General features: G+C 63.6%; 25 protein-coding genes. 13 read left to right on the plus strand and 12 right to left on the minus strand.

The window, feature by feature from the left end:
- The first annotated feature begins 155 nt into the window (after positions 1-155).
- From LB557_RS07065 to LB557_RS07075, 3 genes are all read left to right on the plus strand, one after another.
- Entirely contained in the window at positions 156-1,142 is a 987-nt protein-coding gene (locus tag LB557_RS07065; RefSeq protein WP_224641245.1) for a sulfate ABC transporter substrate-binding protein, read from the plus strand.
- Positions 1,143-1,389: 247 nt separating this feature from the next.
- On the plus strand, positions 1,390-1,839 hold the full coding sequence (locus tag LB557_RS07070; RefSeq protein ID WP_023769580.1) for an RrF2 family transcriptional regulator: 450 nt from the start codon (positions 1,390-1,392) through the stop codon (positions 1,837-1,839).
- Positions 1,840-1,849: 10 nt separating this feature from the next.
- On the plus strand, positions 1,850-2,998 hold the full coding sequence (locus LB557_RS07075; RefSeq protein ID WP_224641243.1) for a hypothetical protein: 1,149 nt from the start codon (positions 1,850-1,852) through the stop codon (positions 2,996-2,998).
- Here the strand turns inward: LB557_RS07075 and LB557_RS07080 are convergent.
- The 7 genes from LB557_RS07080 to LB557_RS07110 all read right to left on the minus strand — a co-directional run bounded on the left by LB557_RS07080 (position 2,993) and on the right by LB557_RS07110 (position 10,981).
- The gene (locus tag LB557_RS07080; RefSeq protein ID WP_224641241.1) at positions 2,993-3,541 is read right to left on the minus strand and encodes a gluconokinase; all 549 of its coding nucleotides are present in this window, start codon (positions 3,539-3,541) and stop codon (positions 2,993-2,995) included. The two genes, LB557_RS07075 and LB557_RS07080, sit on opposite strands and share 6 nt — an antisense overlap.
- Before the next feature lie 2 nt (positions 3,542-3,543).
- Positions 3,544-4,530 (minus strand): ABC transporter permease, encoded by a 987-nt coding sequence (locus LB557_RS07085; RefSeq protein ID WP_015317118.1) that lies wholly within the window; start codon positions 4,528-4,530, stop codon positions 3,544-3,546.
- Entirely contained in the window at positions 4,527-5,507 is a 981-nt protein-coding gene (locus LB557_RS07090; protein WP_015317117.1) for an ABC transporter permease, read from the minus strand. Before LB557_RS07090 ends, LB557_RS07085 begins: the two co-directional genes overlap by 4 nt.
- Positions 5,504-7,051, minus strand: a complete 1,548-nt coding sequence (locus tag LB557_RS07095) for a sugar ABC transporter ATP-binding protein (RefSeq protein WP_224641239.1) — start codon at positions 7,049-7,051, stop codon at positions 5,504-5,506. Before LB557_RS07095 ends, LB557_RS07090 begins: the two co-directional genes overlap by 4 nt.
- 76 nt (positions 7,052-7,127) lie before the next feature.
- The gene (locus LB557_RS07100) at positions 7,128-8,255 is read right to left on the minus strand and encodes a sugar ABC transporter substrate-binding protein (protein WP_015317115.1); all 1,128 of its coding nucleotides are present in this window, start codon (positions 8,253-8,255) and stop codon (positions 7,128-7,130) included.
- A gap of 308 nt (positions 8,256-8,563) precedes the next feature.
- Positions 8,564-9,592 carry a LacI family DNA-binding transcriptional regulator gene (locus LB557_RS07105; protein WP_015317114.1) on the minus strand — a complete coding sequence of 343 codons (1,029 nt, stop codon included), beginning with the start codon at positions 9,590-9,592 and terminating at the stop codon, positions 8,564-8,566.
- Positions 9,593-9,751: 159 nt separating this feature from the next.
- Positions 9,752-10,981, minus strand: coding sequence for an MFS transporter (locus LB557_RS07110; protein ID WP_224641238.1), 1,230 nt, complete (start codon positions 10,979-10,981; stop codon positions 9,752-9,754).
- A 170-nt stretch (positions 10,982-11,151) separates the two neighbouring features.
- Between LB557_RS07110 and LB557_RS07115 the strand changes: the two genes are divergently transcribed.
- On the plus strand, positions 11,152-11,442 hold the full coding sequence (locus LB557_RS07115) for a DUF3175 domain-containing protein (protein ID WP_015317112.1): 291 nt from the start codon (positions 11,152-11,154) through the stop codon (positions 11,440-11,442).
- Positions 11,443-11,537: 95 nt separating this feature from the next.
- On the opposite strand, the gene LB557_RS07120 is transcribed toward LB557_RS07115, so the two are convergent.
- The 3 genes from LB557_RS07120 to LB557_RS07130 all read right to left on the minus strand — a co-directional run bounded on the left by LB557_RS07120 (position 11,538) and on the right by LB557_RS07130 (position 13,910).
- Positions 11,538-11,981 carry an SRPBCC family protein gene (locus LB557_RS07120; RefSeq protein ID WP_015317111.1) on the minus strand — a complete coding sequence of 148 codons (444 nt, stop codon included), beginning with the start codon at positions 11,979-11,981 and terminating at the stop codon, positions 11,538-11,540.
- A gap of 154 nt (positions 11,982-12,135) precedes the next feature.
- Positions 12,136-12,912, minus strand: a complete 777-nt coding sequence (locus tag LB557_RS07125; protein ID WP_224641236.1) for a FadR/GntR family transcriptional regulator — start codon at positions 12,910-12,912, stop codon at positions 12,136-12,138.
- 101 nt (positions 12,913-13,013) lie between these two features.
- The gene (locus LB557_RS07130; RefSeq protein WP_015317109.1) at positions 13,014-13,910 is read right to left on the minus strand and encodes an NAD-dependent epimerase/dehydratase family protein; all 897 of its coding nucleotides are present in this window, start codon (positions 13,908-13,910) and stop codon (positions 13,014-13,016) included.
- A 120-nt stretch (positions 13,911-14,030) separates the two neighbouring features.
- Between LB557_RS07130 and LB557_RS07135 the strand changes: the two genes are divergently transcribed.
- On the plus strand, positions 14,031-14,969 hold the full coding sequence (locus LB557_RS07135; protein WP_140615500.1) for an NAD(P)-dependent oxidoreductase: 939 nt from the start codon (positions 14,031-14,033) through the stop codon (positions 14,967-14,969).
- A gap of 21 nt (positions 14,970-14,990) precedes the next feature.
- On the opposite strand, the gene LB557_RS07140 is transcribed toward LB557_RS07135, so the two are convergent.
- Both LB557_RS07140 and LB557_RS07145 read right to left on the minus strand, forming a co-directional pair.
- Complete coding sequence (locus LB557_RS07140; RefSeq protein WP_224641234.1) at positions 14,991-15,773, minus strand: FadR/GntR family transcriptional regulator; 783 nt, start codon at positions 15,771-15,773, stop codon at positions 14,991-14,993.
- A 187-nt stretch (positions 15,774-15,960) separates the two neighbouring features.
- Positions 15,961-16,950, minus strand: a complete 990-nt coding sequence (locus tag LB557_RS07145; RefSeq protein WP_140615496.1) for a sugar-binding protein — start codon at positions 16,948-16,950, stop codon at positions 15,961-15,963.
- A gap of 449 nt (positions 16,951-17,399) precedes the next feature.
- Between LB557_RS07145 and LB557_RS07150 the strand changes: the two genes are divergently transcribed.
- From LB557_RS07150 to LB557_RS31570, 8 genes are all read left to right on the plus strand, one after another.
- Complete coding sequence (locus LB557_RS07150) at positions 17,400-18,143, plus strand: ATP-binding cassette domain-containing protein (protein ID WP_140615494.1); 744 nt, start codon at positions 17,400-17,402, stop codon at positions 18,141-18,143.
- 61 nt (positions 18,144-18,204) lie between these two features.
- Positions 18,205-19,203 carry an ABC transporter permease gene (locus tag LB557_RS07155; RefSeq protein ID WP_015317104.1) on the plus strand — a complete coding sequence of 333 codons (999 nt, stop codon included), beginning with the start codon at positions 18,205-18,207 and terminating at the stop codon, positions 19,201-19,203.
- A 177-nt stretch (positions 19,204-19,380) separates the two neighbouring features.
- Positions 19,381-20,208: a helix-turn-helix domain-containing protein gene (locus tag LB557_RS07160; RefSeq protein WP_224523439.1), complete on the plus strand. Its 828-nt coding sequence runs from the start codon at positions 19,381-19,383 to the stop codon at positions 20,206-20,208.
- A 114-nt stretch (positions 20,209-20,322) separates the two neighbouring features.
- A complete protein-coding gene (locus LB557_RS07165) occupies positions 20,323-20,766 on the plus strand; it encodes an SRPBCC family protein (RefSeq protein ID WP_140873246.1) in 444 nt (147 codons plus the stop codon).
- 21 nt (positions 20,767-20,787) lie between these two features.
- Positions 20,788-21,585 carry an FAD binding domain-containing protein gene (locus tag LB557_RS07170; protein WP_224641233.1) on the plus strand — a complete coding sequence of 266 codons (798 nt, stop codon included), beginning with the start codon at positions 20,788-20,790 and terminating at the stop codon, positions 21,583-21,585.
- A 57-nt stretch (positions 21,586-21,642) separates the two neighbouring features.
- The gene (locus LB557_RS07175; protein ID WP_224641231.1) at positions 21,643-22,125 is read left to right on the plus strand and encodes a (2Fe-2S)-binding protein; all 483 of its coding nucleotides are present in this window, start codon (positions 21,643-21,645) and stop codon (positions 22,123-22,125) included.
- A 10-nt stretch (positions 22,126-22,135) separates the two neighbouring features.
- Entirely contained in the window at positions 22,136-23,503 is a 1,368-nt protein-coding gene (locus LB557_RS31565) for a xanthine dehydrogenase family protein molybdopterin-binding subunit (protein WP_140873241.1), read from the plus strand.
- A 1-nt stretch (position 23,504) separates the two neighbouring features.
- Complete coding sequence (locus tag LB557_RS31570; protein WP_140873239.1) at positions 23,505-24,509, plus strand: xanthine dehydrogenase family protein molybdopterin-binding subunit; 1,005 nt, start codon at positions 23,505-23,507, stop codon at positions 24,507-24,509.
- The last annotated feature ends 3 nt before the right edge of the window (positions 24,510-24,512 follow it).

Here is a 24,512-nt window from a genome sequence, read left to right on the forward strand (position 1 = left end):
CTCCAATATGATGCCGCTCAAAAGAAAAACCTAGGATCAGCCTGTCTGGGAAACGGTTTTCTAGCAACGAGTGCCAAGCCCTGAATCTATGCCTCGCCGTCCCTTTGTACCCTCGCTATGCTCGAACGATAAAACATTACATCCGGAGCCATTTCATGAAGCGATTTTTCCTCGGCGTTGCCGCCGCAGCCGGCCTCATCCTCGCATCCTCCCAGGCCTGGTCGGCCGACAAGCTGCTCAATGCCTCCTATGACGTCGGCCGCGAACTGTTCGTGCAGGTCAACAAGGCCTTTATCGCCAAGCATCCGGGCGTCAGCATCGACCAGTCCCATGCCGGCACTTCGGCGCAGGCGCGCGCCATCGCCGAGGGCCTCGGCGCCGATGTCGTCACCTTCAACCAGGTCACCGATGTCGACTTCCTGGTCAAGAAAGGCCTCGTCTCGGCCGACTGGCAGAAGGATTTTCCAGACAACGCCTCGCCCTTCTATTCGCTGCCGTCGTTTCTCGTCCGCGCGGGCAATCCAAAGCACATCAAGGACTGGAGCGACCTCGTGCGCGACGACGTGCAGGTGATCTTCCCCAATCCGAAGACGTCGGGCAATGCGCGCTACACCTATCTGGCGGCCACCGCCTACGCCAAGGAAGCCTTCAAGGGCGACGACGCCAAGGTGAAGGAGTTCATCACCAAGCTGTTCAACAACGTGCCGATCTTCGACACCGGCGGTCGCGCCGCGACAACCACCTTCGTGCAGCGCGAGATCGGCGACGTGCTGATCACCTTCGAATCCGAGACGCGCGGCATCCGCAAGGAATATGGCGACGACAAGTTCGAGCAGGTCACCCCTTCGGTCAGCCTGCTGGCGGAATTCCCGGTGGCGATCGTCGACAAGGTCGCCGACGAACACGGCACGCGCGACCTGGCCAAGAGCTATCTCGACTTCCTCTATACGCCCGAGGGCCAGGGCATCGCCGCCGAGAATGGCCTGCGCGCACGCGACGCGGCTGTCGCGGCCAAATACAAGGCCGATTTTCCGGACGTGCGCCTGCTGACGGTGGAAGACGTCTTCGGCGGTTGGGACAAGGTCCAAAAAGAGCATTTCGCCGCCGGCGGCCTGCTCGACCAAGCTTATGGCAGCCGGTAAGTCTCCACGGGCCAACAGTAAGATCAAGGAAAGCCGGCCCGGGGCCGGCTTTCCTTGTTTAGGCGATAAGGCAAATCCGGCGCCCTCGTGCAAAACGTTACAAACAATCAACGCGTCTGTGCCAAACATGCCTTTCCAATGGCTTGTTTTCGCGAAACGGCAGCGTGTGGAAGCAATGCCGTCATCATTTGCACACAAACAGCCGCCAGATGCGGGGTGGTTGGGGCTTCAACGGGTTGACTCGGGCATGCTGACGAAAAAAGGCAAATACGGCCTCAAGGCCCTCGTGCATCTTTCCAATCTTCCGGTTGGCCAATTGGCCTTCGTCAACGACATCGCCGTCGCCAACAACATCCCGAAGAAATTCCTCGATGCCATACTGGGCGAATTGCGCAACGCCGGCTTCGTCCAGAGCCGCAAGGGCAAGGAAGGCGGCTATCGCCTCGCCCGCCCCGCTTCCGAGATCAAGATCGGCCATGTCGTGCGTGTGCTGGACGGTCCGCTGGCGCCGATACCTTGCGCCAGCCGCACGCAGTACCAGCGCTGCGAGGATTGCGACGAAGCGACCTGCCAGGTCCGGCACATGATGCTGGAAGTGCGTCAGGCGATCGCCGAGGTGCTGGACAACCGCAGCCTCGCCGCCATGCGCGATGCCGACAACGACGATTTTCCGGTCGAGTTGACATCCCAGATCTAGAGCCGGGCGAATGAGGCTGTCGCGGTTCACGAAATCCCGAAAAGCCCGCCGCAAGCCATCGGCAGCCAGCTTCCGCACCGAGATCATCACCGACGTCTTTGTCCCCGAATATGCCGAGGACGTGCGCTTCTTCAGCCGCAAGCAGCTTAACGCCGGCAAGCTCCGCCGCTTCTCCACCAGGGATCTTCGCGAAAGCCTGGCCGCCCTCTTCTACCTGGCGGTCGCGGCGGTGCTGCCGGTGCGCTGGTGGTCGCCGATCTGCGATTGGGCGTCGAGGTTTCGTCTGAAGCGCCATATGCGCAAGGATTTCCCTGGATATGCCGCCGCAACGCGCGCGGTGCTCGGCAGCGACATCGATGCACGCAAGCTGTTCGAGGCATTGCTCGCGGCGCGCCATCGCCGCCGCATGGAGCTTGCCGCGCATCTGGTCGCCCGTCGCTGGACGCCGGCGATCCGGCTGGAAGGGCTCGAGGATTTGCAGGCCGCTTTGCAACGCGGCCATGGCGCGATCCTCTGGTGCGATCAGTTCACCGCCCAGACAATGATCGGCAAGCGCGCCATGCATGAGGCCGGCATCGAAGCGCATCAGGTCAGCGTCAACACGCATGGCGTTTCCGAGACGGCATTCGGCCAGCGCTTTCTCAATCCGCCAATGGTTCGTGTCGAGAACCGGTTCCTGAAAAGCCGGATCGTCTTCGACCGTGACGACGCCTATCAGGTCACCATCCGCATTCAGAAGATGCTGAGGCAGAACGGCGTCGTGATGATGACCAACACAATCCACGCCGGCTCGACCTTCACCGAAACCGCGCTTGGCGAAAGCGGCTGGACGCACCTTGCCTCGGCACCGGCGAATTTCGCCGCGCGCGGCAAGACGGCCCTGTTTGCGATGTCGACCTTCGAGGTCGTTCCCTTCCGGGAATATCGCGCCGTCTTGAGCCCCGAGCTGGTGCCGGCGGCACCGGCGCTCCAGGCAGCGGACACAGTCAGGGACGGCGCCAAGAACATGGCCCTGCAGGCACGCTACATCCTGCTCAAACGCGACCGCCTGCTGCAGGCGCTGAAAGAGTGCCCCGAGCAGATGATGTCCTGGTCGCGCCATGAGCGGTTGACGGAGGCCCAGGGCGGCATCGGCATCAGCGCTGAAGAAGGCTCATGACGGCCGTATCAAGCGCATTGCCTGGGCGACGAGTTCGTCGACCGGCCGCGTCGCGTCGAGCGTCAATGCCCGCTCGTCTTGCCCAGGCGGCTCCAGGATGGCGAACTGGCTGTCGACCAGGCTTGCCGGCATGAAATGGCCCTTGCGGTTGCCAACGCGCCGCCGCGCGGCGGCGGGATCGATCTCCAGATAGAGGAAGACGATATCAGGGCAAAAACCGCGCAGGCGCTCGCGATAACCGCGCTTCAGCGCCGAGCAGGCGGCGACCACACCTTGCCGCTTGCCGATCGATGCCTGGATCTGCTCGCCGATCGCGTCGAGCCAGCCTTCGCGCAGTTGATCGGTGAGCGGTTCGCCGCGTGCCATGCGGGCGACGTTTTCGGGCGGATGCAGCCTGTCGCCCTCGATGAAGACGGCATCCAGTGCGGTGGCCAGCGCGATTCCGACGGCTGACTTGCCGCAGCCGGCTACCCCCATCACCACGATGGCCGGAGGCGCCAGACCGGAAGCGCCCGTCGGCGCCTGCGCTGCGTTTTCGTCCACCGTCAGCGGCTCGCCGGCGCGCGGCCATAAAGCAGGAGCATGGCGACGATGACGACGCCATAGATGATCTGCCGTCCCGCCTCCGGCATCTGCATGACCGAGAGGATGGATTGCAACAGCGTGATCAGGATCACGCCGGCGACAGTGCCGAGATAGGAGCCGCGCCCGCCCAGGATCGAGGTGCCGCCCAGCACCACGGCCGCGATCGACGGCAGCAGATAGGCATCGCCCATCGACTGCGCCGCCTTGGAGGCGTAGCCGGCCAGCAGCACGCCGCCGAAGGCGGAGAGCCCTCCGGAGACGGCGAAGGCGATCATCACCACGCGTCTCGTGTCGATGCCGGAGAGATAGGCGGCACGCTCGCGGTTGCCGATGCCATAGACCGCGCGGCCGAAGCCGGTGCGCGTCAGCACGAACACCATCGCGATCCCTATAAGCGCCCAGATGATGACGGCGTTGGGGACGCCCGGAATGGTGAAGCCGGTGGCCAGGTAGCGCATGGCGCCGGTCGCCGAATCCTGTGGCGAGAAGCCGCCGGTGTAGACCACCATCAGCCCTTGCGCGACGGCATTGGTGGCGAGCGTGATGATCATTGAGGGAATGCGCAAATAGGCCACGCCGATGCCGTTGACGATGCCGATCAGCACGCCGCAGAAGATGCCGAACGGGATCGCCAGCACCACCCCGGCCGGACCGTAGGCGGCCGCCGCGCAGGCCATCATCGCGCCCGCCGCCACCGACCACGGCACCGACAGGTCGATCTGGCCGAGCAGGATGACCAGCATCATGCCGGTGGCGATGACGCCGAGGAACGAGGCCACCTTGAGCTGCTGCAGGAGATATTCAGGCGACAGGAAGCTGCGTGAATAAAGACTGCCGACCAACAGCAGCACCACGATGCAGGCAAAGGCGGTCAGCACCGCCGGGTCGGCGCGGCGAATGAATTTCGGCATGCGGCCGGCAATGCCACCCAAGGTCGTCTCGCTCACAGGAACCACTCCAGCCGGTTGCGGACCCGAAACAGGGCGAAGGCGCCGAGGCTGACGGCGACCAGCAGGATAACGCCCTGGAACAGCGGCTGCCAGAGCGGATCGAAGTCGAACACGAACAACAGGTCGCCGATGGTGCGGAAGGCAAGGGCGCCGAAGATGGCGCCGATGGCGCTTCCCTTGCCGCCGAACAGCGACACACCACCCAGCACGACCGCCGCGATCGAGAACAACGTGTAGGAGTTGCCGCTCGCGTAGGCAGCCTCGCCCGTATAGGTGAAGAAGGTGAGGAACAGCCCGCCGATCGCCGCCAGCAGCCCGGCCAGCGTATAGGCGGCGAACTTGCCGCGCCGGATCGGCACGCCGGACATATAGGCCGCCGTTTCCGAAGAGCCCGCCGCGTATGCCGCGCGGCCAAGGATCGAGCGGCTGAACGGCACCCAGATCACCAGCACGATGGCGAGCAGCACCACCAGGCTCGCCGGCACAAAGCCGAACACGCGGCCGGTCAGCGCGTCGGCCAGGTCCTCATTGACCGAACCGCCCGGGAAAGGTCGCAACAACAGTCCGATGCCGTAGTAGACAGCCCCGGTGGCGATGGTGGCGACGATCGGCTGCAGCCGCCCATAGATGACGATGGCGCCGTTGACGGCGCCGCACAGAAGGCCCGCCACAAGCACGGCGATGACGCCGAGCGTGGTCTGCAACGGCGTGCCTACCACCAGCCAGGAGGCCAGGCAGTTGGTGAGCAGGAAGATCATGCCCACGGACAGGTCGATGCCGGAAGTGATGACGACCAGCGTCTGCGCCATGGCGACAAAGGCAAGCAGCACGCCCTTGTTCGCCGCCGTCTGCACGACATTGGCGGTGAAGCCCGCCGGATGGTTCGAGGTGTAGATGACGAACATGACGATGAAGATGCCGAGAGCCAGCAACGTTCCGCGCTGCTCGGCCAGCCAGTAGCGCCAGTCTTTCACACGCTTGCTCCCAGGCCCACCGGGCTCTCCTCGCCATGGATGTTGAGCGCGCTCGCTATAAGCGCCCGCTCGGTGATCTCGCCGCCGACCAGCTCGCGCTTGACGGCGCCGTCATAGAGCACCAGGACCCGGTCGCAGCAGCCGATCAGCTCGTCATAGTCGGTCGAATAGAACAGGATCGCCGCGCCCGCATCCGCCAGCTTGCGCATCAGCTGATAGATCTCCTGTTTGGTGCCGACATCGATGCCGCGTGTCGGGTCGTTGAGCAGGATGATGCGCGGCTGGCGCATCAGCCATTTGGCGATCACCACCTTCTGCTGGTTGCCGCCCGACAGCGCGCCGACCGGAATGTCGAGGCCCGCCGTCTTGATCGCCAGCAGGCCGACCATGTCGTCGATCAGCCGCTGTTCGGTGGCGCGATCGATGATGCCGCCTTTCGACAGCCGGTCAAGCGCGGCGAAGGACAGGTTCTCGCGCACCGTCATCGGCAGCATCAGTCCTTCGGTCTTGCGGTCTTCCGGGATGAGCGCCATGCCGATGCCATCCTCGCGGGCCGCCGCCGGGCTGGTGATCGTCACCGGCTTGCCGTCGATCAGCACCTCGCCGGAGAGGCCGCGCAGCACACCGAAGAAGGCGAGCAGCAGTTCGCGCTGGCCCTGGCCGTCGAGCCCGCCGAGGCCGACCACCTCGCCTGCCCTGACCGTCAGCGAGATATCGTGCAGCCGGTCGGCCCAGGACAGCCTGCGCGCCTCGAGCCGGGGGGCGGCGCCAGTGGGTGCCGCCGCCGGCTTGGGCGGAAAAATATGGCTATATTCACGGCCGATCATCAGCTCGACCACCTCGTTGTCGCTCTTAGAGCCGGCCTCGTAGCTGGCGACATTGCGGCCATTGCGGAACACGGTGCAATGGTCGGCCAGTTCGGCGATCTCATTCATGCGGTGCGAGATGTAGAGCAGCGCCAGCCCTTCCGAGCGCAGTCGTTTCAAGACGCCGAAGATCTTCGCGACATCCGCCGCCGTCAGCGCCGAGGTCGCTTCGTCGAGGATGAGGATGCGCGGTTTCCTGGCCAGCGCCTTGGCGATCTCCACCATCTGCCGTCGTGACAGCGGCAGGTCTTTGACCAGCGCCAGCGGATGGATGTCGCCGGCACCCGCGCGCGCCAGCGCATCCTCGGCGATGCGCCGCTGCGCCCTGCGGTCGATCATGCCGAAGCGTTTTGGCGGATCGGAAATGACGATGTTGTCGGCGACGCTGAGTTCGGGGATCAGCGACAGTTCCTGGAAAATGCAGACAATGCCGGCCTTGTTCGCCGCACCCGGCGACGCGAAGGTCACCTCGCGTCCGTCCAGCACCATGCGGCCCTCGTCGGGCGCCACGACACCGGCCATGACCTTGATCAGCGTCGATTTGCCAGCCCCATTTTCACCGAGAATGGCGTGGATGCTGCCGGCCTCGACCGTCAGTTCGGCCTTTTCCAGCGCCCGCACGCCGCCATAGCGCTTGGAAATGCCTTCCATGCGAAAGAGTGGAGCCGCACCGTCCATCAACCCTCCCAGGGCGATTGTGGGATTGCAGGCTGGCGCCGCGGGATCAGCCGCGGCGCCAGACGATAGAAAGCGACTACTGGTTTTCCTTGGTCTGCCCCATGATTTCCTGGGCGCTGAAATTGATGCCGCAAGTCGGGAAGGAATTGCCGACGAAGAAATTGTCGGACTCCTTCGGGAAGTAATCCGTGCCTTCCTTCATGTCCGGATCCGTGGCGACGGCCAGAGGCAGCTTCACCTCCTGCGGCACCACTTCGCCTTCGAGTGCCGCGATCGCCGTCTTGATGGCGACGGCGACCTGGGCCGGGCCCGAGCCGGCGGAGGTGCACTTCAGGCCATCGGCCGAATGCGCCGCGCAGAACTTGCGGAAGCCGTTTTCGGTCTCGCCGCCGAACGGCACGAACGGATGCTTGGCGTCCATCATCGCCTGCACGATGCCGGTGTCGCCGCCCTGGCCGGTGATGCCGTCGAACGGACCGTTGGTGGCGATCGCATCGGCGGTCACTTTCTGCGCCACGCCGTCATCCCATTTGCCGGCGACTTCGGTCACATCCCACTTCTTGCCGGAGGCGTCGAACACCTCATGGATGCCGTTGTGGCGATCGGTGTCGACGGAGGTGCCGGCGACGCCGCGCACTTCCAGGATCTTGCCGCCATTCGGGATCTTGGCGACCAGCCACTTGGCCCACAATTCGCCAAGTCCCTTCTGGTCGACATTGACGTTGATGGCGTCCTTGGTGTCGAGAATATTGTCGAAGGCGACCAGCACGATGCCGGCTTCCTTGGCGCGTTTGATGACCGGGCCGAAGGCGGTCGGGTTCTGCGCGTCGGTGACGATGGCGTCATAGCCGGAATCGATGAAGTTGTTGATCGCCGAAATCTGCGCCGGCACGTCCTCGCCCGTCGAGACGACCTTGAATTCCTTGATCTTTGCCTTCACGTCGGGCTGCGACGCATAGGCCTTGGCCGTCTGCACCATCTGGATGCGCCAGGTGTTGGCGATATAGCCATTGGCGAAGGCGATGCGGAACGGACCTTCCTTCTTCGGAAATTTGAAGAACTTGGTGTTCGCGTCCCAGGGCGCGAAACAGTCGGCCTGGGCGGCGGGACCGGAGACGATCTCCGGGCCGGCGGCCATGGCAGCCGAATTGAGCATGACGAATGCGCTGGCAGCAACGATGCCGCCGACAAGTGACTTGATCATCGATAATCCTCCCGATTGCAGTTCCGATTTGTCGGTTCAGTTTTTATGCGATTTCGCGCTCCCGGCTGGCACCTCCCGCCTTACCCAGTCACGCCTGCCAGATGCCGAAGACCTCGGCGATCCCTCCCCTTGCCGTCTCCTTCGGTTGGGAAAAGGCTATCATATTATACATAATAAACAAGCATGAGCTGTTGCTTATGTATAATAAACAGGCCCAACAGTTGAGTGGCGAAGCTCTCCAATGGAAAATGGTAGCGCTACCATGACGTTGTGTAAAGCGTCATTCGCGGGTGTTCTCGAAAGCGTGTTCAGCGGGCTGTGCTCTCGCGGCGCTTGAGCTCGAAGCCAAGGTCGACGACCCGCTGCCGCGGCCTGTCACCCGATATCGCCGCAAGAGCCATGGCCACCGCGCGCCTGCCGATTTCGTAGCGATGGGTGCGGATGCTGGTGATCGAAGGAAACGCCACCTGCATCATGTCGAGATCGTTGAAGCCGACAATGCCGATGGTCTTCGGCACCTCGATCGAGGCACGATGGCATTCGAACAGCACGCCGAGCGCGATGTCGTCATTGTTGCAGAACACGCCGTCGAGCGTCGGCATCTTGGCAAGCGCATCGCGGAAGAGTTCGCGGCCAAGCGGCACGCTGGACAGCACCGGCGTGGTGGTGATCAGGCGCGGGTCCGAGAGCCCGGCCTTCTCCATCGCCACCCGGTAACCAGCCAGGCGCCGCTGCGAGCGCGGGTCCATGCGTGCACCGATGAAGCCGATCCGGCGATACCCGGCCTCTATCAGGTGCTCGGTCGCCGTCCGGCCGCCATCGAGATGCGAGAAGCCGACCATCATGTCCACCGGATCGGGTCCGGTCTCCATCACCTGAACCACCGGGCAACCGGCATTCTCCAGGAGTTTTCGCGAAGCAGGCGTCTGATCGATGCCGGCAATGATGAGCGCGGCCGGGCGTTGCGAACCGAACAGCTGCAGCAACCGCTCTTCCTCCAGTCCGGAATAATGCGTATTGCCGAGCTGGATGCGGAACGGGCTGTCCGACAGGCAGTCATAGATGCCGCGCACCACCTCGGCGAAGACGTTGTTGGTCAGCGAAGGCACCAGTACGCCGAACACTTCGGCGCGCGCCGAGGCCAATGCACGCGCATTGGGGTCCGGCACATAGCCGAGTTCGTCGACGGCGGCCTGGATCTGACGGCGCAGTTCCTCGGAAACACGTGCCGGGTCGCGCAGTGCGCGTGAAACGGTGATGGCGCCGACGCCGGCCTTGCGTGCCACATCCGACAGGGTTGGGCGGCCACCGCCCCGGCGCGAACGCGGCTTGATCACGGTCTTGGCCCATGCGCATGGCCATCGAAGCGCGCCCGCAATGCGATCTTTCCAGCTGTCGCCATCTCACCGGCCTATTGCCGCACCCATCCGCCCTGGCGTCGCGCAGTGACTGCCTGTTGTCAAGCCGAGCCACCAAGTGGCCGTGCTTGGCCTTCCTCAGGCGGCTACGGCAGCTCTGTGCCTTGCCTTCCACATGAACAGCCCGATCGCCAATATGTTAAGCAGGTTCCAGGCGATGCCGTTCAGGAAAGCGGCGGCATAGGAGCCGGTCAGGTCGTAGATCCAGCCCGACATCCAGCCGCCGATCGCCATGCCGAAAATCGTCGCCATCATCACGATGCCGATGCGCTGGCCGGCCTCCTTGGCGGGCAGGTATTCGCGCACGATGATCGCATAGCAAGGCACGATGCCGCCTTGCGACAAGCCGAAGACCAGCGACACGACATAGAGCGAGGCGAGCCCGTCGAACGGGATATAGAACAGCAGCGACAGGCATTGCAGCACGGAGCCGATAAGCAAGGTTTTGACACCGCCGATGCGGTCGGCGACAAAGCCCGAGGCGAGCCGGCTGACGACGCCCGCGGCCATCATGATCGACAGCATGTCGGCGCCATGCGCCATGCCGTAGCCAAGATCCATGCAATAGGCGACGATGTGCACTTGCGGCATCGACATCGCCACGCAGCAGCCCAGTCCCGCGACGACCAGCAGCATCTGCATCGCGGCCGGAGACATCGGCATCGGCTGCACGGGCCGGCTTCCGGCCGAGCCGGCGGCTGCCGCTTCCGGAGCGCCGCGGCGCAGCAAAAGCACCAGCGGCACCATGGTGACCAGGCAAAAGACGCCGATGGCGGCATAGGTGAAGCGCCAGCCTTCCGCCTTGATCAGCGTCGGCATGATGGTCGGCCAGATCGCTCCGGCGAGGTAGTTGCCGGCCGCGGCCGCGGTGACGGCGACGCCGCGCCGGCGATTGAACCAGTGCGATATATCGGCGATCAGCGGCCCGAAGATCACCGATGTGCCGAGACCGATCAGCACGCCTTGGGCAAGGGTGAATTGCAGGATCGAGGTCGACAGCGCCGCGAGCAGAAGGCCGGCGGAGAGCGCGATCGAGGAAAACAGCGCCGGAATCCAGTAACCCATGCGGTCGATGGCGCGGCCGACCAGCACGTTGCCGGCGGCAAAGCCGACCATGGTCGCGGTGTAAGGCATGGATGCCGCGGCGCGGTCGACGCCGAACTCGGCCTGTACTGCAGGCAGCACCACGACGACGGCCCACATGCCGACCGCGCCGATCGTCGCCAGCAGCATCGAGATGGCCAGGCGCATCCAGGCGTAGGAACTGTCGATACCGGGGCTGGGCCGGCTCAAGTCGGTTCGTGACAAAGGCGTTTCCTGTCGGCGGCCTAACCGCTGCTGTTTTGGCCACTATCGACGCATTCTCGGCGCACAGCAGCGCCACGGCGGCCAAATCCGTGGCTCCAGGGAGGTACGAGCGCGGGAACCGGCGCCAGCATCTGGAGTTTCCGATCAATAACCCGCAAAGGAGTCCAGCCATGACCGCCACCAAGCAGAAATGGTCGGCCGAGGTGACCGAGCACAGCGATGCTATGGATCTCGAGGACCACGTGTTCGAATCCGACGACGCCAAGAAGATCGCCGCCTCGCTCAAGCGTTCGGCCGAACACAGCCACCGCCGCAAGGCCGAGCCGTTCCAGTCCGCCATGTCGATGCTGAATTTCTACATCAACAGAGCCGGAAAAAACCTTCCCGCGGCACGCAAGAAGATCCTCGAGGACGCCAAGGACGAATTGCGTGCGGCATTCGGGCGGCCAAAAGAGGATTAGGCTTTCGCCGCCAATGGCTCCTCAAGCTTTTTCCTCACCCCATCAAAAACGAGGTGAGGAACCCGTTTATTACCGCTATCCAGCGGGTAGGCGCCCTATTGTCTGATCTCGGGTTCGACAAGCTTGGCCAGGTTCCGCAGCGACTCCTGCCAGCCGAGATAGCAGGCTTCGGCGGGAATGGCGTCTGGAATGCCGGCTTGTGTGATGTTCACTTCGGTGCCCACGGACACTTTCTTCAGCGTCACGGTCACCTGGATCTCGCCGGGCAGGTTGGGATCGTCGAACCTGTCGGTGTAGCGCAGGAGTTCGCCCGCGACGAGCTCGACATACTCACCGCCAAACGAATGGCTGTCGCCAGTGGTGAAGTTGCGGAACGACATCTTGAAGGTACCGCCGACCTTGCCCTCGAAGTGATGAACCGTGCAGGTGAAGCCGTTCGGCGGAAGCCATTTGGCAAGCGCATCGGCCTCGATGAACGCGCGGTAGACCTTCTCCGGGCTGGTGGTCAGGACGCGGTGCAGACGTACGGTGCTGGGCATGTCGATACTCCTTCGTGGTCTCTGTTCGATGCCCCAAGGACGGGTACCACACTGCCGATCCGACACAGGCTTTTGAATTTTTTGCGGTGCGGCCCCGAATTGCTTCGAATTCCGAGGCGCGAACATCCGCGCCGAACGGCCGTGTCGCGGAAATCTATCGCGAACGGATGACGTTGTCGGTATTGGCCAGCAGCTTGCGCACGGCATTGCGCGCCGCATCCGGCCGCTGGAGGCGGATGTTCTTTTCGATTGCCTCGTGCATCTTCTGGGCGAGCTGCAAATCGTCGAGCTCCCGGGTCGTGTAGGCAAACAGGTGATCGAAGGCGGATTCGATCAGCACGCCGAGCGGCACCAGCAGATCATTGCCCGAGGCACGCAATATGGCGAGGTGGAAGCGGGTGTCGGCACGGGTCCGTTCCTGCAAGCTTTCCGCCTCTCCCATCTCCCGGCAGGCCTGGCTGATCTCGGCCATCTGCTCGTCGGTGCGCCGCATGGCGGCGAATGCGGTCGCTTCCGGCTCGATGATGTGGCGGAATTCCTGCACCGTCTTCAGGAAAACCTCGCGGTCGGGCGACGTCGCGTACCAGGCGAGCACATCGCGGTCGAGCAGGTTCCAGCGTTCCCTGGGTTCGACCCAGCTGCCGATCTTGGGGCGCGATGCGAGCAGGCTCTTGGCCATCAGCATCTTGATCGCCTCGCGCACCGCCGAGCGGCTGACGCTGAACGTCTCCGACCATTTGGCCTCATTGGGCAGGATGGTGCCGGGCGGATAATCGCCGCGCACGATCCTGAGCCCAATCTCGCTGGCCAGTGATGTGTGCACGCTGGAGCCCGGAATACGTGCCGCGTCGGCTCGCCGAACACCGGCCGGACGATCGGCGGCTACAGCCTTTTTCGGCGATTTTTCCCTGTTCGGCTTCGCGTCCCGCATGCATTCCAGAAAGGCCGGTTTAGGGAGGCTGTCAAGCGTGGTGCGGGCGTGAGGCCGCAAAGCCGGCCTCTATGCACAACCCAGCCGTGATTCGAGCTCGCTTAGGCGGTCTTGACGTATTTGCGCCAGCTGTGCTCCGGGCGGAAGCCGAGCATGTCGCGCGCCTTGCGGTTCGACAGCAGCGTCTCGTATTCACCGAGTTCGCCCTTGACCGGCACGTCGGGATAGAACCGCTTCAGGAGTTCGGCGGTCGGCAGGTCGGACGAGGTGTCGTCATTGGCGGCATTGAACACCTGGTAGCCCAGCCCATCCTTCTCGACGGCACGCAGCGTGATCTGGCCAAGGTCCCGGGCATCGATGTAGCTCCAGGCGATACGCTTGCGAAAACCAGGATCGGCGAACCATTTCGGAAACAGCGAATACTCATGCGGCTCGATGACGTTGCCTATGCGCAAGGCATAGATATCCGTGCCATTGCGCTGCGCGAAAGCGCGCGCGGTCTTCTCGTTGACGATCTTTGACAGCGCATAGCTGTCCATCGGGTCGACGTCATAGTCCTCGTCGAGCGGGAAATACGCGGGATCGCGCGGCTCGTTGGCGAACACCAGGCCGTAGGTCGTCTCGCTGGAAGCGATGATCACCTTGCGGATGCCGAGCTTCACCGCCGCCTCGATGATGTTGTAGGTGCCCATTGCATTGATGCGGAACACCTCGTTGTCGGGCGTGATCATGATGCGTGGAATGGCAGCAAAATGCACCACGGCGTCCACTGGCTGCGGGCGTAGCGAGGGGTCGAATTCGTGCAGCCCCATATAGCTAGACAGCGCGTTGAACACCTGGCCGCTGTCGGTGATGTCGGTGATCAGCGTGCGCACCTTGGGATTGTCGAGCGGCCTGGTGTCGATGTTGAGCACCTGGCAACCCTGCTCCACCAGATATTGCACGACGTGGCGCCCAGCCTTGCCGCTGCCGCCGGTGAACATGATCCGCTTCGTCATTTCTGGTCTCCACGAAAGTCCTGGGATTTACGTGTATTGTCAGACAATATTGCTTTCTGCAACCGTCTATGGCTAAAACAGCGGCGACATTATCGATAATCACGCAACAGGACAGACAGCATGAACACGACCGCTACGGGTGAGAAGATCGGCTTTGTCGGCCTTGGATTGATGGGGCACGGCATCGCCAAGAACATCGTCGACAAGGGATATTCCCTGACCTTCCTCGGCCGCAAGAACCGCAAACCGGCGGAGGATCTTCTCGGCCGAGGCGCTCGTGAGGCATCGACTTCCCGCGATGTGGCGGCGGCATCCGATATCGTCTTCATCTGCGTCACCGGCTCGCGCGAGGTGGAGGCTATCATTCGCGGTCCCGATGGCCTCAAGGAGGGTTTGAAGAAGGGGGCGGTCGTCGTCGACTGCTCGACATCGGATCCGGTCTCGACCGTGGCACTTGCCGCGGAACTCAAGGCGCTCGGCGTCGACTATGTCGACGCGCCGCTCAGCCGCACGCCGAAGGAAGCCTGGGAAGGCACGCTCGACGCCATGGTCGGCGCGCCCGATGCCGTCTTTGCCAGGGTCAAGCCGGTGATCGACACCTGGGCCGGCCGCATCGTGCATATCGGCGATACCGGAGACGGCCACCGCATGAAGCTGCTCAACAATTTCATCTCGCTGGGCTACGCCGCCCTTTATTCCGAGGCCTTGGCACTGGCGGAGAAGGTCGGCATCTCGCCGCCGCGTTTCGACAGCGTCATCCGCAATGGCCGCATGGATTGCGGCTTCTATCAGACCTTCATGCGCTGGACGCTGGAAGGCGACCGCGACGCCCACAAATTCACCATCGCCAATGCCTTCAAGGACCTGACCTATCTGGAATCGATGGCGGGGGCGGCGGGCATCGCCAATCCGCTCGGCAACGCCACCAAGAACGCCTTCGCCGGCGCTCACGCAACCGGCCCGGCCGAGCAGTTCGTGCCGATGCTGGCCACGCACATCGCCAAGGTCAATGGCATCGACCTGATGCCGACGAAGGATGGAAGGAAGCAGACGATCTGAGACCCGGACGGTCGGCTGGCCTTAGCGCCGGCCCCTTCCGATCCCCTCATCGGTGTCGGCAAGCAGCTTGTGCACGGCGTTGCGCGCCGCGGCTGGCCGCTGCAGGCGGATGCTTTTCTCGATCGCCTCGTGCAGTTTCTGTGCCCGCCGTTGATCGCCGACCTGGCGTGTGGTGAAGATGAAGAGATGGTCGAGCGCCGATTCGATCAACACGCCGAGCGGCACCAGAAGGTCGTTGCCCGAGGCCCGCAGGATGGCGAGGTGGAAGCGCGTGTCGGCACGGATGCGCTCGGGCAGGTTGGCCGCCTCGGCCATCTCCCGGCAGGCCAGGCTGATCTCGGCCATCTGCTCGTCGCTGCGCCGTATTGCGGCAAAGGCGGATGCTTCCGGTTCGATGATGTGGCGGAACTCCTGCACGGTGCGAAGGAACGCTTCGCGATCCGGCGCGGTCGCGTACCAGGCCAGCACGTCGCGGTCGAGCAGGTTCCAGCGCTCCTTCGGCTCGACCCAACTCCCGATCTTTGGCCGCGACGCCAGAAGGCTCTTGGCCATCAGCATCTTGATCGCCTCGCGCACCGCCGAACGGCTGACATTGAAGGTTTCGGCCCATTTGGCCTCATTGGGCAGGATGCTGCCAGGCGGATAGTCGCCGCGCACGATCCTGAGGCCAATCTCGCTGGCGAGCGAGGCATGGACGCTGGGCCCGGGAAAGTGCGCCGCATCCACCCTGCGCATGGCTGCCGGGTCGTGGCTGGCTTGCGCCTTGGCCCGGCCGGCTTTTTTCTTTGCCTTCTCGTCCGGCATCCACGTTCCAATAGGTCGGCCGCCAGTCACCCGGATTGATCCAAACCCGCGCGGCGCACCGATCCCGTTGCCGAAAATCCAAACCACTGACGCGTCAAAGCCGGGCTCCGATAGCCCCAACCAAGGCGTCCTGTTGAAGAATTGGAGGAAACGGGGCGCTCGTTGGCGAGCGCCCCGAAATCGCGGCCTATTTCTGGATGCAGGTGTCGACCGTGTCCTTGGTGCATTCGTCGAGACCGGTGAAGACCGGATCGTCAACCTTCTTGCCTTCGACCAGGTCGATCATCACCGATGGTGCCTTGTAGCCCATTTCGAAGGGCCGCTGGCCGACCAGCGCGGTGACAAGGCCGTCCCTGGCGATGGCCACCTCGTCGCCGATCGTGTCGGCGGCGCCGATGACGAAGTCGTTCTTGGCCAGCCGGTCCTTGAGCGGTCCGACCAGGTCGCGGTAGGGCTGCGGCGCGCCGAACAGCGGCCAGCCGCCCATGATGCCGAACGCGTCGAGCTTGGGATTGGCGGCGAGGATGTCGGTCATCGCCTGAACGCCCTTGGCTCCGTCGTCATTGGTGAATACCGGGCAGCCGGCGACTTCCGTCCAGCCGCCTTCGCCGGCAAGTGCCGTGAGGCCTTCCTTGCCCGTCAGCGCGTCGCGCATGCCTTGCGCGCGACGCAAGATGTTGTCGGCCGCCGGATTGCCCTCGATGGTGCAGATCGTGCCACCATTCGGCTTGGCCTTCTTGATGTACTCGCCGATTTTCTTGCCCATCAGGTAGTTGTCGGTGCCGAGATAGGTCTTGCGCAGTGCCGCGTCTTCCTTGGCGAGGTCGGCGTCGACGGTCATGATCGGGATCGACGGATTGGCGCTCTTGATCGTCTGTGCGATCAGTGGCGCGTTGGACGGCGAGATCGCCATCGCCACCGTGTCGGCCTTGCTCAGCATATCCTGCACGATCTGCGCCTCGCCGGCCTCGTCGGAAGTCGATGCCGGACCGGTGTAGAAGCATTCATATTCCGAGCTGGCGTTTTCCTTGTTCCATTTCTCGCAGCCCTGGTGGATGGCTTCGAAGAATGGATTGTCGAGACCTTTCACCACGATGACGAGCTGCTTCTTGGCCAAAGCCGGCCCGGCGCCCAACGCCATGGCGGCGACGGCGGCGAGCAATACTGTTTTCCTCATGTCAGTCCTCCCTTTGCAACCAGACGGACACGGCGTGCCCGCCACACAAACCAGCCGGGATGCGAGATGACTGAGACGCATGCGCCCATTCAATCCGGCCAGGCCGATAAGCATTTTCAGATACGACCCTCCCAGCGACGACGCTGCACGATCGCCAAAACCTTCCTGCCGTTGGCGCCGCCGATGGCGTCGTCAAAGCCGGCATGTCTTCCTCCGACGCTCAACTAATAACGGCTTGCCGCCAACGTCAATGCTATTTGTCCTACAAAACTGATTTTTCAAATTCCGCACGGCACTATTCGTCTGACAATTGCCCGTTCGACAATTGACGCCCGCGATGCCATTCGCGTAAATGACCGCATCGCTGCCCCCGGGAGGAGCTGGGGAAAGCCAATGGAAGCTGTCGCCTGTCCGCGTGCGGATGGGCCAGGCATGGGAGGCAAAGACGGGTGGCGGTTCTCGAACTCACCAACATCTCGAAGCATTTCGGCGCCATCCAGGCGGTCAACGACGTGTCGCTGTCGATCGAGCCCGGGGAGGTCGTGGGCCTGATGGGCGACAACGGCGCCGGCAAGTCGACGCTGGTCAAGATGATCGCGGGCAATTTCCGCCCGAGCCATGGCACGATGCGCATGGACGACAAGGAACTCATCCTGCACAAGCCGGTCGAGGCCCGCCAGCACGGCATCGAGATCGTCCACCAGGACCTGGCGCTCTGCAACAATCTGACGGCGGCGGCCAATGTCTATCTCGGCCGCGAACTGCGCCGTGGCGTCGGCCCGTTCCGCATCCTCGACTATGCGGCGATGTACAAGCGCGCCGGCCATATCTTCGCCGAGCTGAAATCCGAGACGCGCCCGCGCGATCTCGTCAAGCAGATGTCGGGCGGACAGCGCCAGGCCGTGGCGATCGCCCGCACCATGCTGTCGCAGGCCAAGATCGTGCTGATGGACGAGCCGACGGCGGCGATCTCGGTGCGGCAGGTCGCCGAAGTGCTCAACCTCATCCGCAACCTGCGTAACCAGGGCATCGCCGTGGTGCTGATCAGCCACCGCATGCCCGACGTCTTCGACGTCGCGGACCGCGTCATCGTGATGCGGCGCGGCAGGAAGGTCGCCGACAAGGCGATCGCGTCGAGCTCGCCCGAGGAAGTCACCGGGCTGATCACCGGCGCCATCGAGCAGGCGGCGTGAGAGCGATAAAACCGGGTTTCATTGCGCTGGCGCGTTTCGCTGCCGGCAGGAAAGGTCGATAATGGCAGTCACCCTTGACCAGACGATCGCGCAGAAGCAGCACACTTTCCTGTCGCGCCTGTTCTCCAGCCAGACTTTCTGGGTGGTGGTCGCCGTCATCCTGGCCTGCATCTTCCTGTCCTTCGCCACCGATGCCTTCGCCACCTCGAAGAACCTCTACAACATCACCCGCAACATCACCTTCGTCGCCATCGTGGCGCTCGGCATGACCTTCGTCATCATCACCGGTGGCATCGACCTGTCGGTCGGCTCTGTGCTGTGCCTGTGCTCGATGGTGCTGGCCGTCACCATGCATGCCGGCTATTCGATCGAGATCGGCATTCTGGCCTCGATCGCCACCGCGCTCGTCATCGGCGCCTTCAACGGCATTTTTATCGCCTATCTGGGCTTTCCGCCCTTCGTGGTGACGCTCGGCATGCTGTCGATCGCCCGCAGCCTCGCCATGGTCGCCTCCAACAACACCGTCGTCTTCCAGTTCGGCCCGGACCACGACAAGCTGCTGGCACTCGGCGGCGGCGCCTGGGTGTTCGGCATCGCCAACCCGGTGCTCTACACGATCCTTTTGGCCCTGATCACCGGTTTTGTCCTGCGCTGGACGAAGTTCGGCCGCCACATCTTTGCCATTGGCGGCAACGAGCACGCCGCGACGCTGACGGGCGTGCCGGTGCGCCAGATCAAGGTCGCCGTCTACATGATCTCGGCGCTGTCGGCCGGCATTGCCGGCATCATCGAAACCGGCTGGCTCGGCGCTGTCACCACCAATCTCGGCAACGGCATGGAACTGCAAGTGATCGCCGCCACCGTCATCGGTGGCGCCAATTTGGCCGGCGGCGTCGGCACCGCCTTTGGCGCCATCGTCGGTGCTGCCCTCATCGAGGTGATCCGCAACAGCCTTGGCTTGCTCGGCATCAACGCCTTTTGGCAGGGGACTTTCATCGGCGGCGCCATCCTGCTGGCGGTTCTGTTCGACCGCATCCGCAATTTCAGGCGCAGCGACTGAGGGCTCTTCCCCATCGAGGCGCTATTCATTCTGATCCTATCGCTCAGTCTGAAAATCGGCTGAAGCCGACCTCCATTGGTAGCGGCCAACAGCCGATGCCTTGACGGATGCCGAAAACCGGCCGCACAATCCTCCCTGCAAGCGAAGGGAGGCCAGTCGCTTGCGGGAGGATATGCCATGACGGAAGCGATCAGGCTCTACTGGGGCCGGTTCGGACATGTTTCTGTCCTGAATGTCGCGAGCGACTTCGTCACCCATGCCCATGTCGAGGCACATCTGATCATCTGGCTCGAAGGCACCGCCGGCGAGATGACCATCGGCCGCGAGACGGTCCGCCTCGGCCCTTGCACCGCCGCCGGCATCAATTCCTTCCAGCCCCACAGCCATGTCCTGTCGCAAAACGGGACGCCCGGTCTGTTTCTCGCCTTCTACATCGATCCCGACTGGGCCCGCCGCCGGCGCGACCTGCCATCCAGCGCGCCGCTGTTTTCGCGGGCGGCGATCGCGCTCGAGCCTTGGCTGCACCAGGCGGCCGCCAGCCTGCTCGACCATCTCACCGACAATGAGAGCGTCGACGATGTCGCCAACTACGAGATCGAGCGCTTCATCGACTCGGTGCTCGATGCCGCCGACGCCTCGGCGCCGCAGGAAGCGCGCGGCCGCATAAACACCGTGCAGGATTTCCGCGTTCGCAAGGCGATTCAGTTGATGAAGGCCAATGTCTGCGAACGCATCTCCTTCGACGACGTTGCCCGCGCCGTTGGCCTTTCGCGGCCGCATTTCTTCGCCTTGTTCAAGGAACAGACCAACCTGACGCCCAATGTCTACTGGAACACGCTGCGCATGGAGGAAGCGGTGCGGCAGTTGCAATGGTCGCGCGAGCCGCTGATCTCGGTCGCCTGCAATCTCGGCTTCACCACGCAAGGCAATTTCTCGCGCTTCTTCCGTGACCATGTCGGCGTGCCGCCGACGCTCTACCGCGAGGCCGCGCGGGCAATGGCCTGAGCTGGCAGCCATCTGTTTTTCAGACTGGTTGATAGGCACTCAAGACGCATTGATAAGCGCTGCGCGCGCTAGCGCCCTACCCTTGCCGCAACGAAATTCGCAAGGGAACATCATATGCCCAAAGTCACCATTTCCAGCGTCATCGACGCACCGGTCGAAAAGGTTTGGGCGCGTATACGCGACTTTAACGGGCTGCCGGATTGGCATCCACGCATGGTCGAGAGCCATATCGAGGACGGCAAGGATGCCAGCACGATCGGCTGCGTGCGCAACTTCCAGCTGGCCAGCGGTGCCCGCCTGCGCGAAAAACTGCTCGACTTCTCCGATGACAATTTCCTCGTCAGCTATTCCATCCTGGAAACGCCGCAGCCCCTCACCAATCACAAGGCGACGCTGCAGCTCAGGCGCGTCACCGACGGCGACCGCACCTATGCCGAATGGACCGCCAGCTTCGACGCCGCCGCCGAGGAAGCGGACAAGTTGGCTGAAGGCATGGGAACCAACGTCTTCCAGGGCGGCTTCAATGCATTGAAGAGCCATTTCGCCGAGCAAGGCTGAGCCAAACCACGGGAGCGCGCCATGGCGCTGGCATTGCAGACATTCTCGACCGTGAAGGACGCCAATGCGGCGCTGACGGTCGCTGGCAGCCGCTATCTCGGCGGCGGCACGCTTGTGGTTCGAGCCGCCAATGAAGGCGATATCTCCGTCTCCACTCTTGTCCGCGCCTCCGATCCGGCCCTGTCGGGCATCGCCCTGTCCGGCGACAAGGTGCACATCGGCGCTTCGGTGACCATGGCGGAGATCGCCCGTCATCCGGAACTCGGTACCCTCGCCAAGGCCGCCCGCGCCGTCGGCGGCCCGGCGATCCGCAACATGGCGACCATCGGCGGCAATCTGTTCGCGCCGGCGCCCTATGGCGATTTCGCCGTGGCCCTGCTGGCGCTCGACGCAACGATCGCTGCCGATGACGGCGAAAGCCCCATCGAGACCTTCCTGGCCGCACGGGACGACAGCCGCGCCATCGTCACGTCGGTCGGTTTCACGCTTCCGAAGCCCGACAGCTTCCGCTTCCTCAAAGTGTCGCGGGTCAAGCCCAAGGGGGTCTCGGTGCTGAGCATCGCCATCGTTCTGGAACAGGCTGGAGACGGGACCGTGTCCTCGGCGCGGGTCGCGCTGGGCTGCATGGCCGATCGGCCGATGCGTGCCAAGGCAGCGGAAAAAGCGCTGCTCGGCAGGACGCTCGACCCGGATGGCGTCGCACCGGCGCTGGCCGCCGCGGCTGAAGGCATCTCGCCCATCACCGACCCGATCGCCAGCGCCTGGTATCGCGCCGAAGTGCTGCCGGTGCATCTCGGCCGGCTGCTGCTGACCGAATAAAACCCGTGGGAGGGCGCGCGTCTGTCCGCTCCTCGGGCAGGCGCGCAAGGAGGAAGAATGGCGAAGGTCCCGGTTCAATTCACGCTCAATGGCTCCGAAAAAGCCGAATTCATAGAAAGCGGCACGACGCTGCTCAATGCCTTGCGCGACAAGGTCGGCGACACCTCGCCGAAGGGCGGCTGCCACCAAGGCACCTGCGGCGCCTGCTCCGTCATCATCGACGGCGCGTTGAGGCTCTCCTGCCTGACGCTGGCCGAGACCTGCAACGGTGCAACGATCACCACCACGTCGGGCCTCGCCGAAGGCGGCGTGCTGCACCCGCTGCAACGCGCCTTCCTCGACACATTCGCCACCCAATGCGGTTTTTGCACGCCGGGCATGATCATGGCCGCCAAGGTGCTGCTCGACCACACGCCCAATCCCAGCCGCGAGGATGTCGTCGAGGCGCTGTCCGGGAACGTCTGCCGCTGCACCGGCTACGAGCCGATCATCCAGGCGGTGCTCACCGCCGCCCGCGCCAATTCGCAGAACGCGGCCTGAGGGAAACAAGATGGAACTGCGCAAAAGCTATTTCTCGGACGTTCGCAAGGATGACCTCAACGAGATCGGTCAACCGCGGCCACGCTCGGATTCGCCAGGCCACGTCACCGGCAAGACCGCCTATTTCGCCGACCGCAACTTTCCCGGCATGCTGCATTTGAAGATGGTGCGCAGCCCTCATCACCATGCCCGCATCCGCTCGATCGACACGTCGGAGGCCGAAAAACATCCGGGCGTGGTCAAGGTGCTGACGGCCAGGGACGTGCCGCACAATGTCTACACGATCCTGATCCTGATCCAGGTCGGACCGGAAGACGAGACGGTCCTGGCCGACGGCAAGGTGCGCTGGAAGGGCGAGGCCGTGGTGGCGGTGCTGGCCGAAACCGAGCGTGCCGCCCAGGAAGCCGCCGCCAAGGTCAAGGTCGATTATGAAGTGCTGCCCGCCGTGTTCGACATGGAGGAAGCGCTGAAGCCCGGCGCGCCCATCGTCAACGAATATCACGGCCAGAACTATTACCTCTATGACAGCGGCGCGTGCCGCAAGGTGCGCTTCGGCGATGTCGAGGCGGGCTTTGCCGAGGCCGATCACGTGCTGGAGCAAAGCTATCAGTCCTCGCCCATCGAGCACGCGCCGACCGAGACCACCGGTTGCGTGGTGGCGCCCGAGGGCAATGACCGCTTCACCTGCTACACCAACACACAGGCGATGTTCTTCACCCTCGACAACACCTCGATCATCCTGCAGATGCCGGGCAGCAAGCTGCATTTTGTCGGCGGCACGGTCGGCGGCGGTTTCGGCGGCAAGGTCGATGTCATCGTCGAACCGATCGCCATCCTCGGGGCAAAACTAACCGGGCGACCAGTCTGTTTTGTCTACAGCCGCGAGGAGGAGATGCAGATCTCCTCGCCCCGCGCGGCCGAAAAAGTCGTCATCAAGGACGGCGTCATGAACGATGGCCGCATTGTCGCACGGAAGGTCACCGGCTACACCGATGCCGGTGCCTACTCCCGCCACTCGCCCTATGGCGCGCAGAAGGGCGCCGGGCACTATCCCGGTCCCTACACCATCCCCAACGTCTGGATCGACACCTACTGCGTCTACACCAATCGCACGCCGTCGTCGGCCATGCGCGGCTTCGGCGTCACCATCGGCGATTTCGCGCTGGAGGTGCAGATGGACAAGCTGGCGCGGCTGATCGGCATGGATCCACTCGAATTCCGCTTCATCAATGCCTATCGCGACGGCGACATGAAGGCGCATCGCCAGCCGACCGAGGGCGCGGCACTCATCGAATGCATGCAGGAAGCCTCGCGCGCCGCCCACTGGCCGGTGGCGGAGAAATACATGGCGATGTCCTCGTACAAGAACGGAGCTTGAGATGGCGATCAGGCGTGGACGCGGCGTCGCCGCGATCAACTATCCCACCGGCATGAACCTTGGCGGCGACCCGACCCAGGCGCTGGTGCATTCGACCCCGACCGGCAATTTCATGGTCACACTTTCCAGCGTCGATCTCGGCCAGGGCATGAAGCAGATCATGGCGCAGATCTGCGCCGAGACGATCGGCGTGCCGACCGACCGCGTCGTCGTCGACACCGCCGACACCGACACCGGCCCGCACTGCATGGGCACCTTCGCCTCGCGCGGCACACACCGCGCCGGCAACGCGGTCATCCAGGCCGCCAGGGAAGCCCGCCAGGTGATGCTTGAAGTGGCGGCCGAGGAACTGGAAGTGAATGCCTTGGACCTCGAAACCGACGGCCAGGGCAACATACTGGTCAAGGGCGCGCCGCAGAGATCGATCTCGATCTTCGATGTCGCCCTGTCGGCGCATTTCAAGCGCGGCCGCTCGATCTCAGGTCGTGGCATGTTTTTGATCCCGCGCTCCTATCCGGAGAAGGAGACCGGCGCGATGAAGCCGTCGACCTGTTACGCGCATGCCTGCACGGTGGCCGAGGTCGAGGTCGACGACGAAACCGGCGAGGTCACGGTGCTGACGGTGAAGAACGTCTTCGAGATCGGCCGCGCGTTGAACCCCAAAATGGTCGAGCAGCAGCTGGTCGGCGGCTCCTGGATGGGCATCAGCCATGCGCTCTACGAGACGACCGAGCCCTACTACCCCAACCGCGACCATGGCGGCACCGACTTCAACCAGTATCTGATGCCTGGTCCCGGCGACCTCGCCGAAACCGAAATCATCGTGCTGGAGCGGCCTTCGGCAGATGGTCCCTATGGCGCCAAGGGACCGGGCGAAATGTGCGCCAACCCCCAAATCCCGGCGGTCGCCAACGCCGTCTTCGACGCGGTCGGCGTGCGCATCGACACGCTGCCGATCACGCCGGAACGCATTTTGCGCGCGCTCAAGGCGCAAGCCGCGAACTGAGGA

Source organism: Mesorhizobium sp. BR115XR7A, from assembly GCF_020165315.1.
In the GTDB taxonomy this organism is placed as follows: Bacteria; Pseudomonadota; Alphaproteobacteria; order Rhizobiales; family Rhizobiaceae; genus Mesorhizobium; species Mesorhizobium australicum.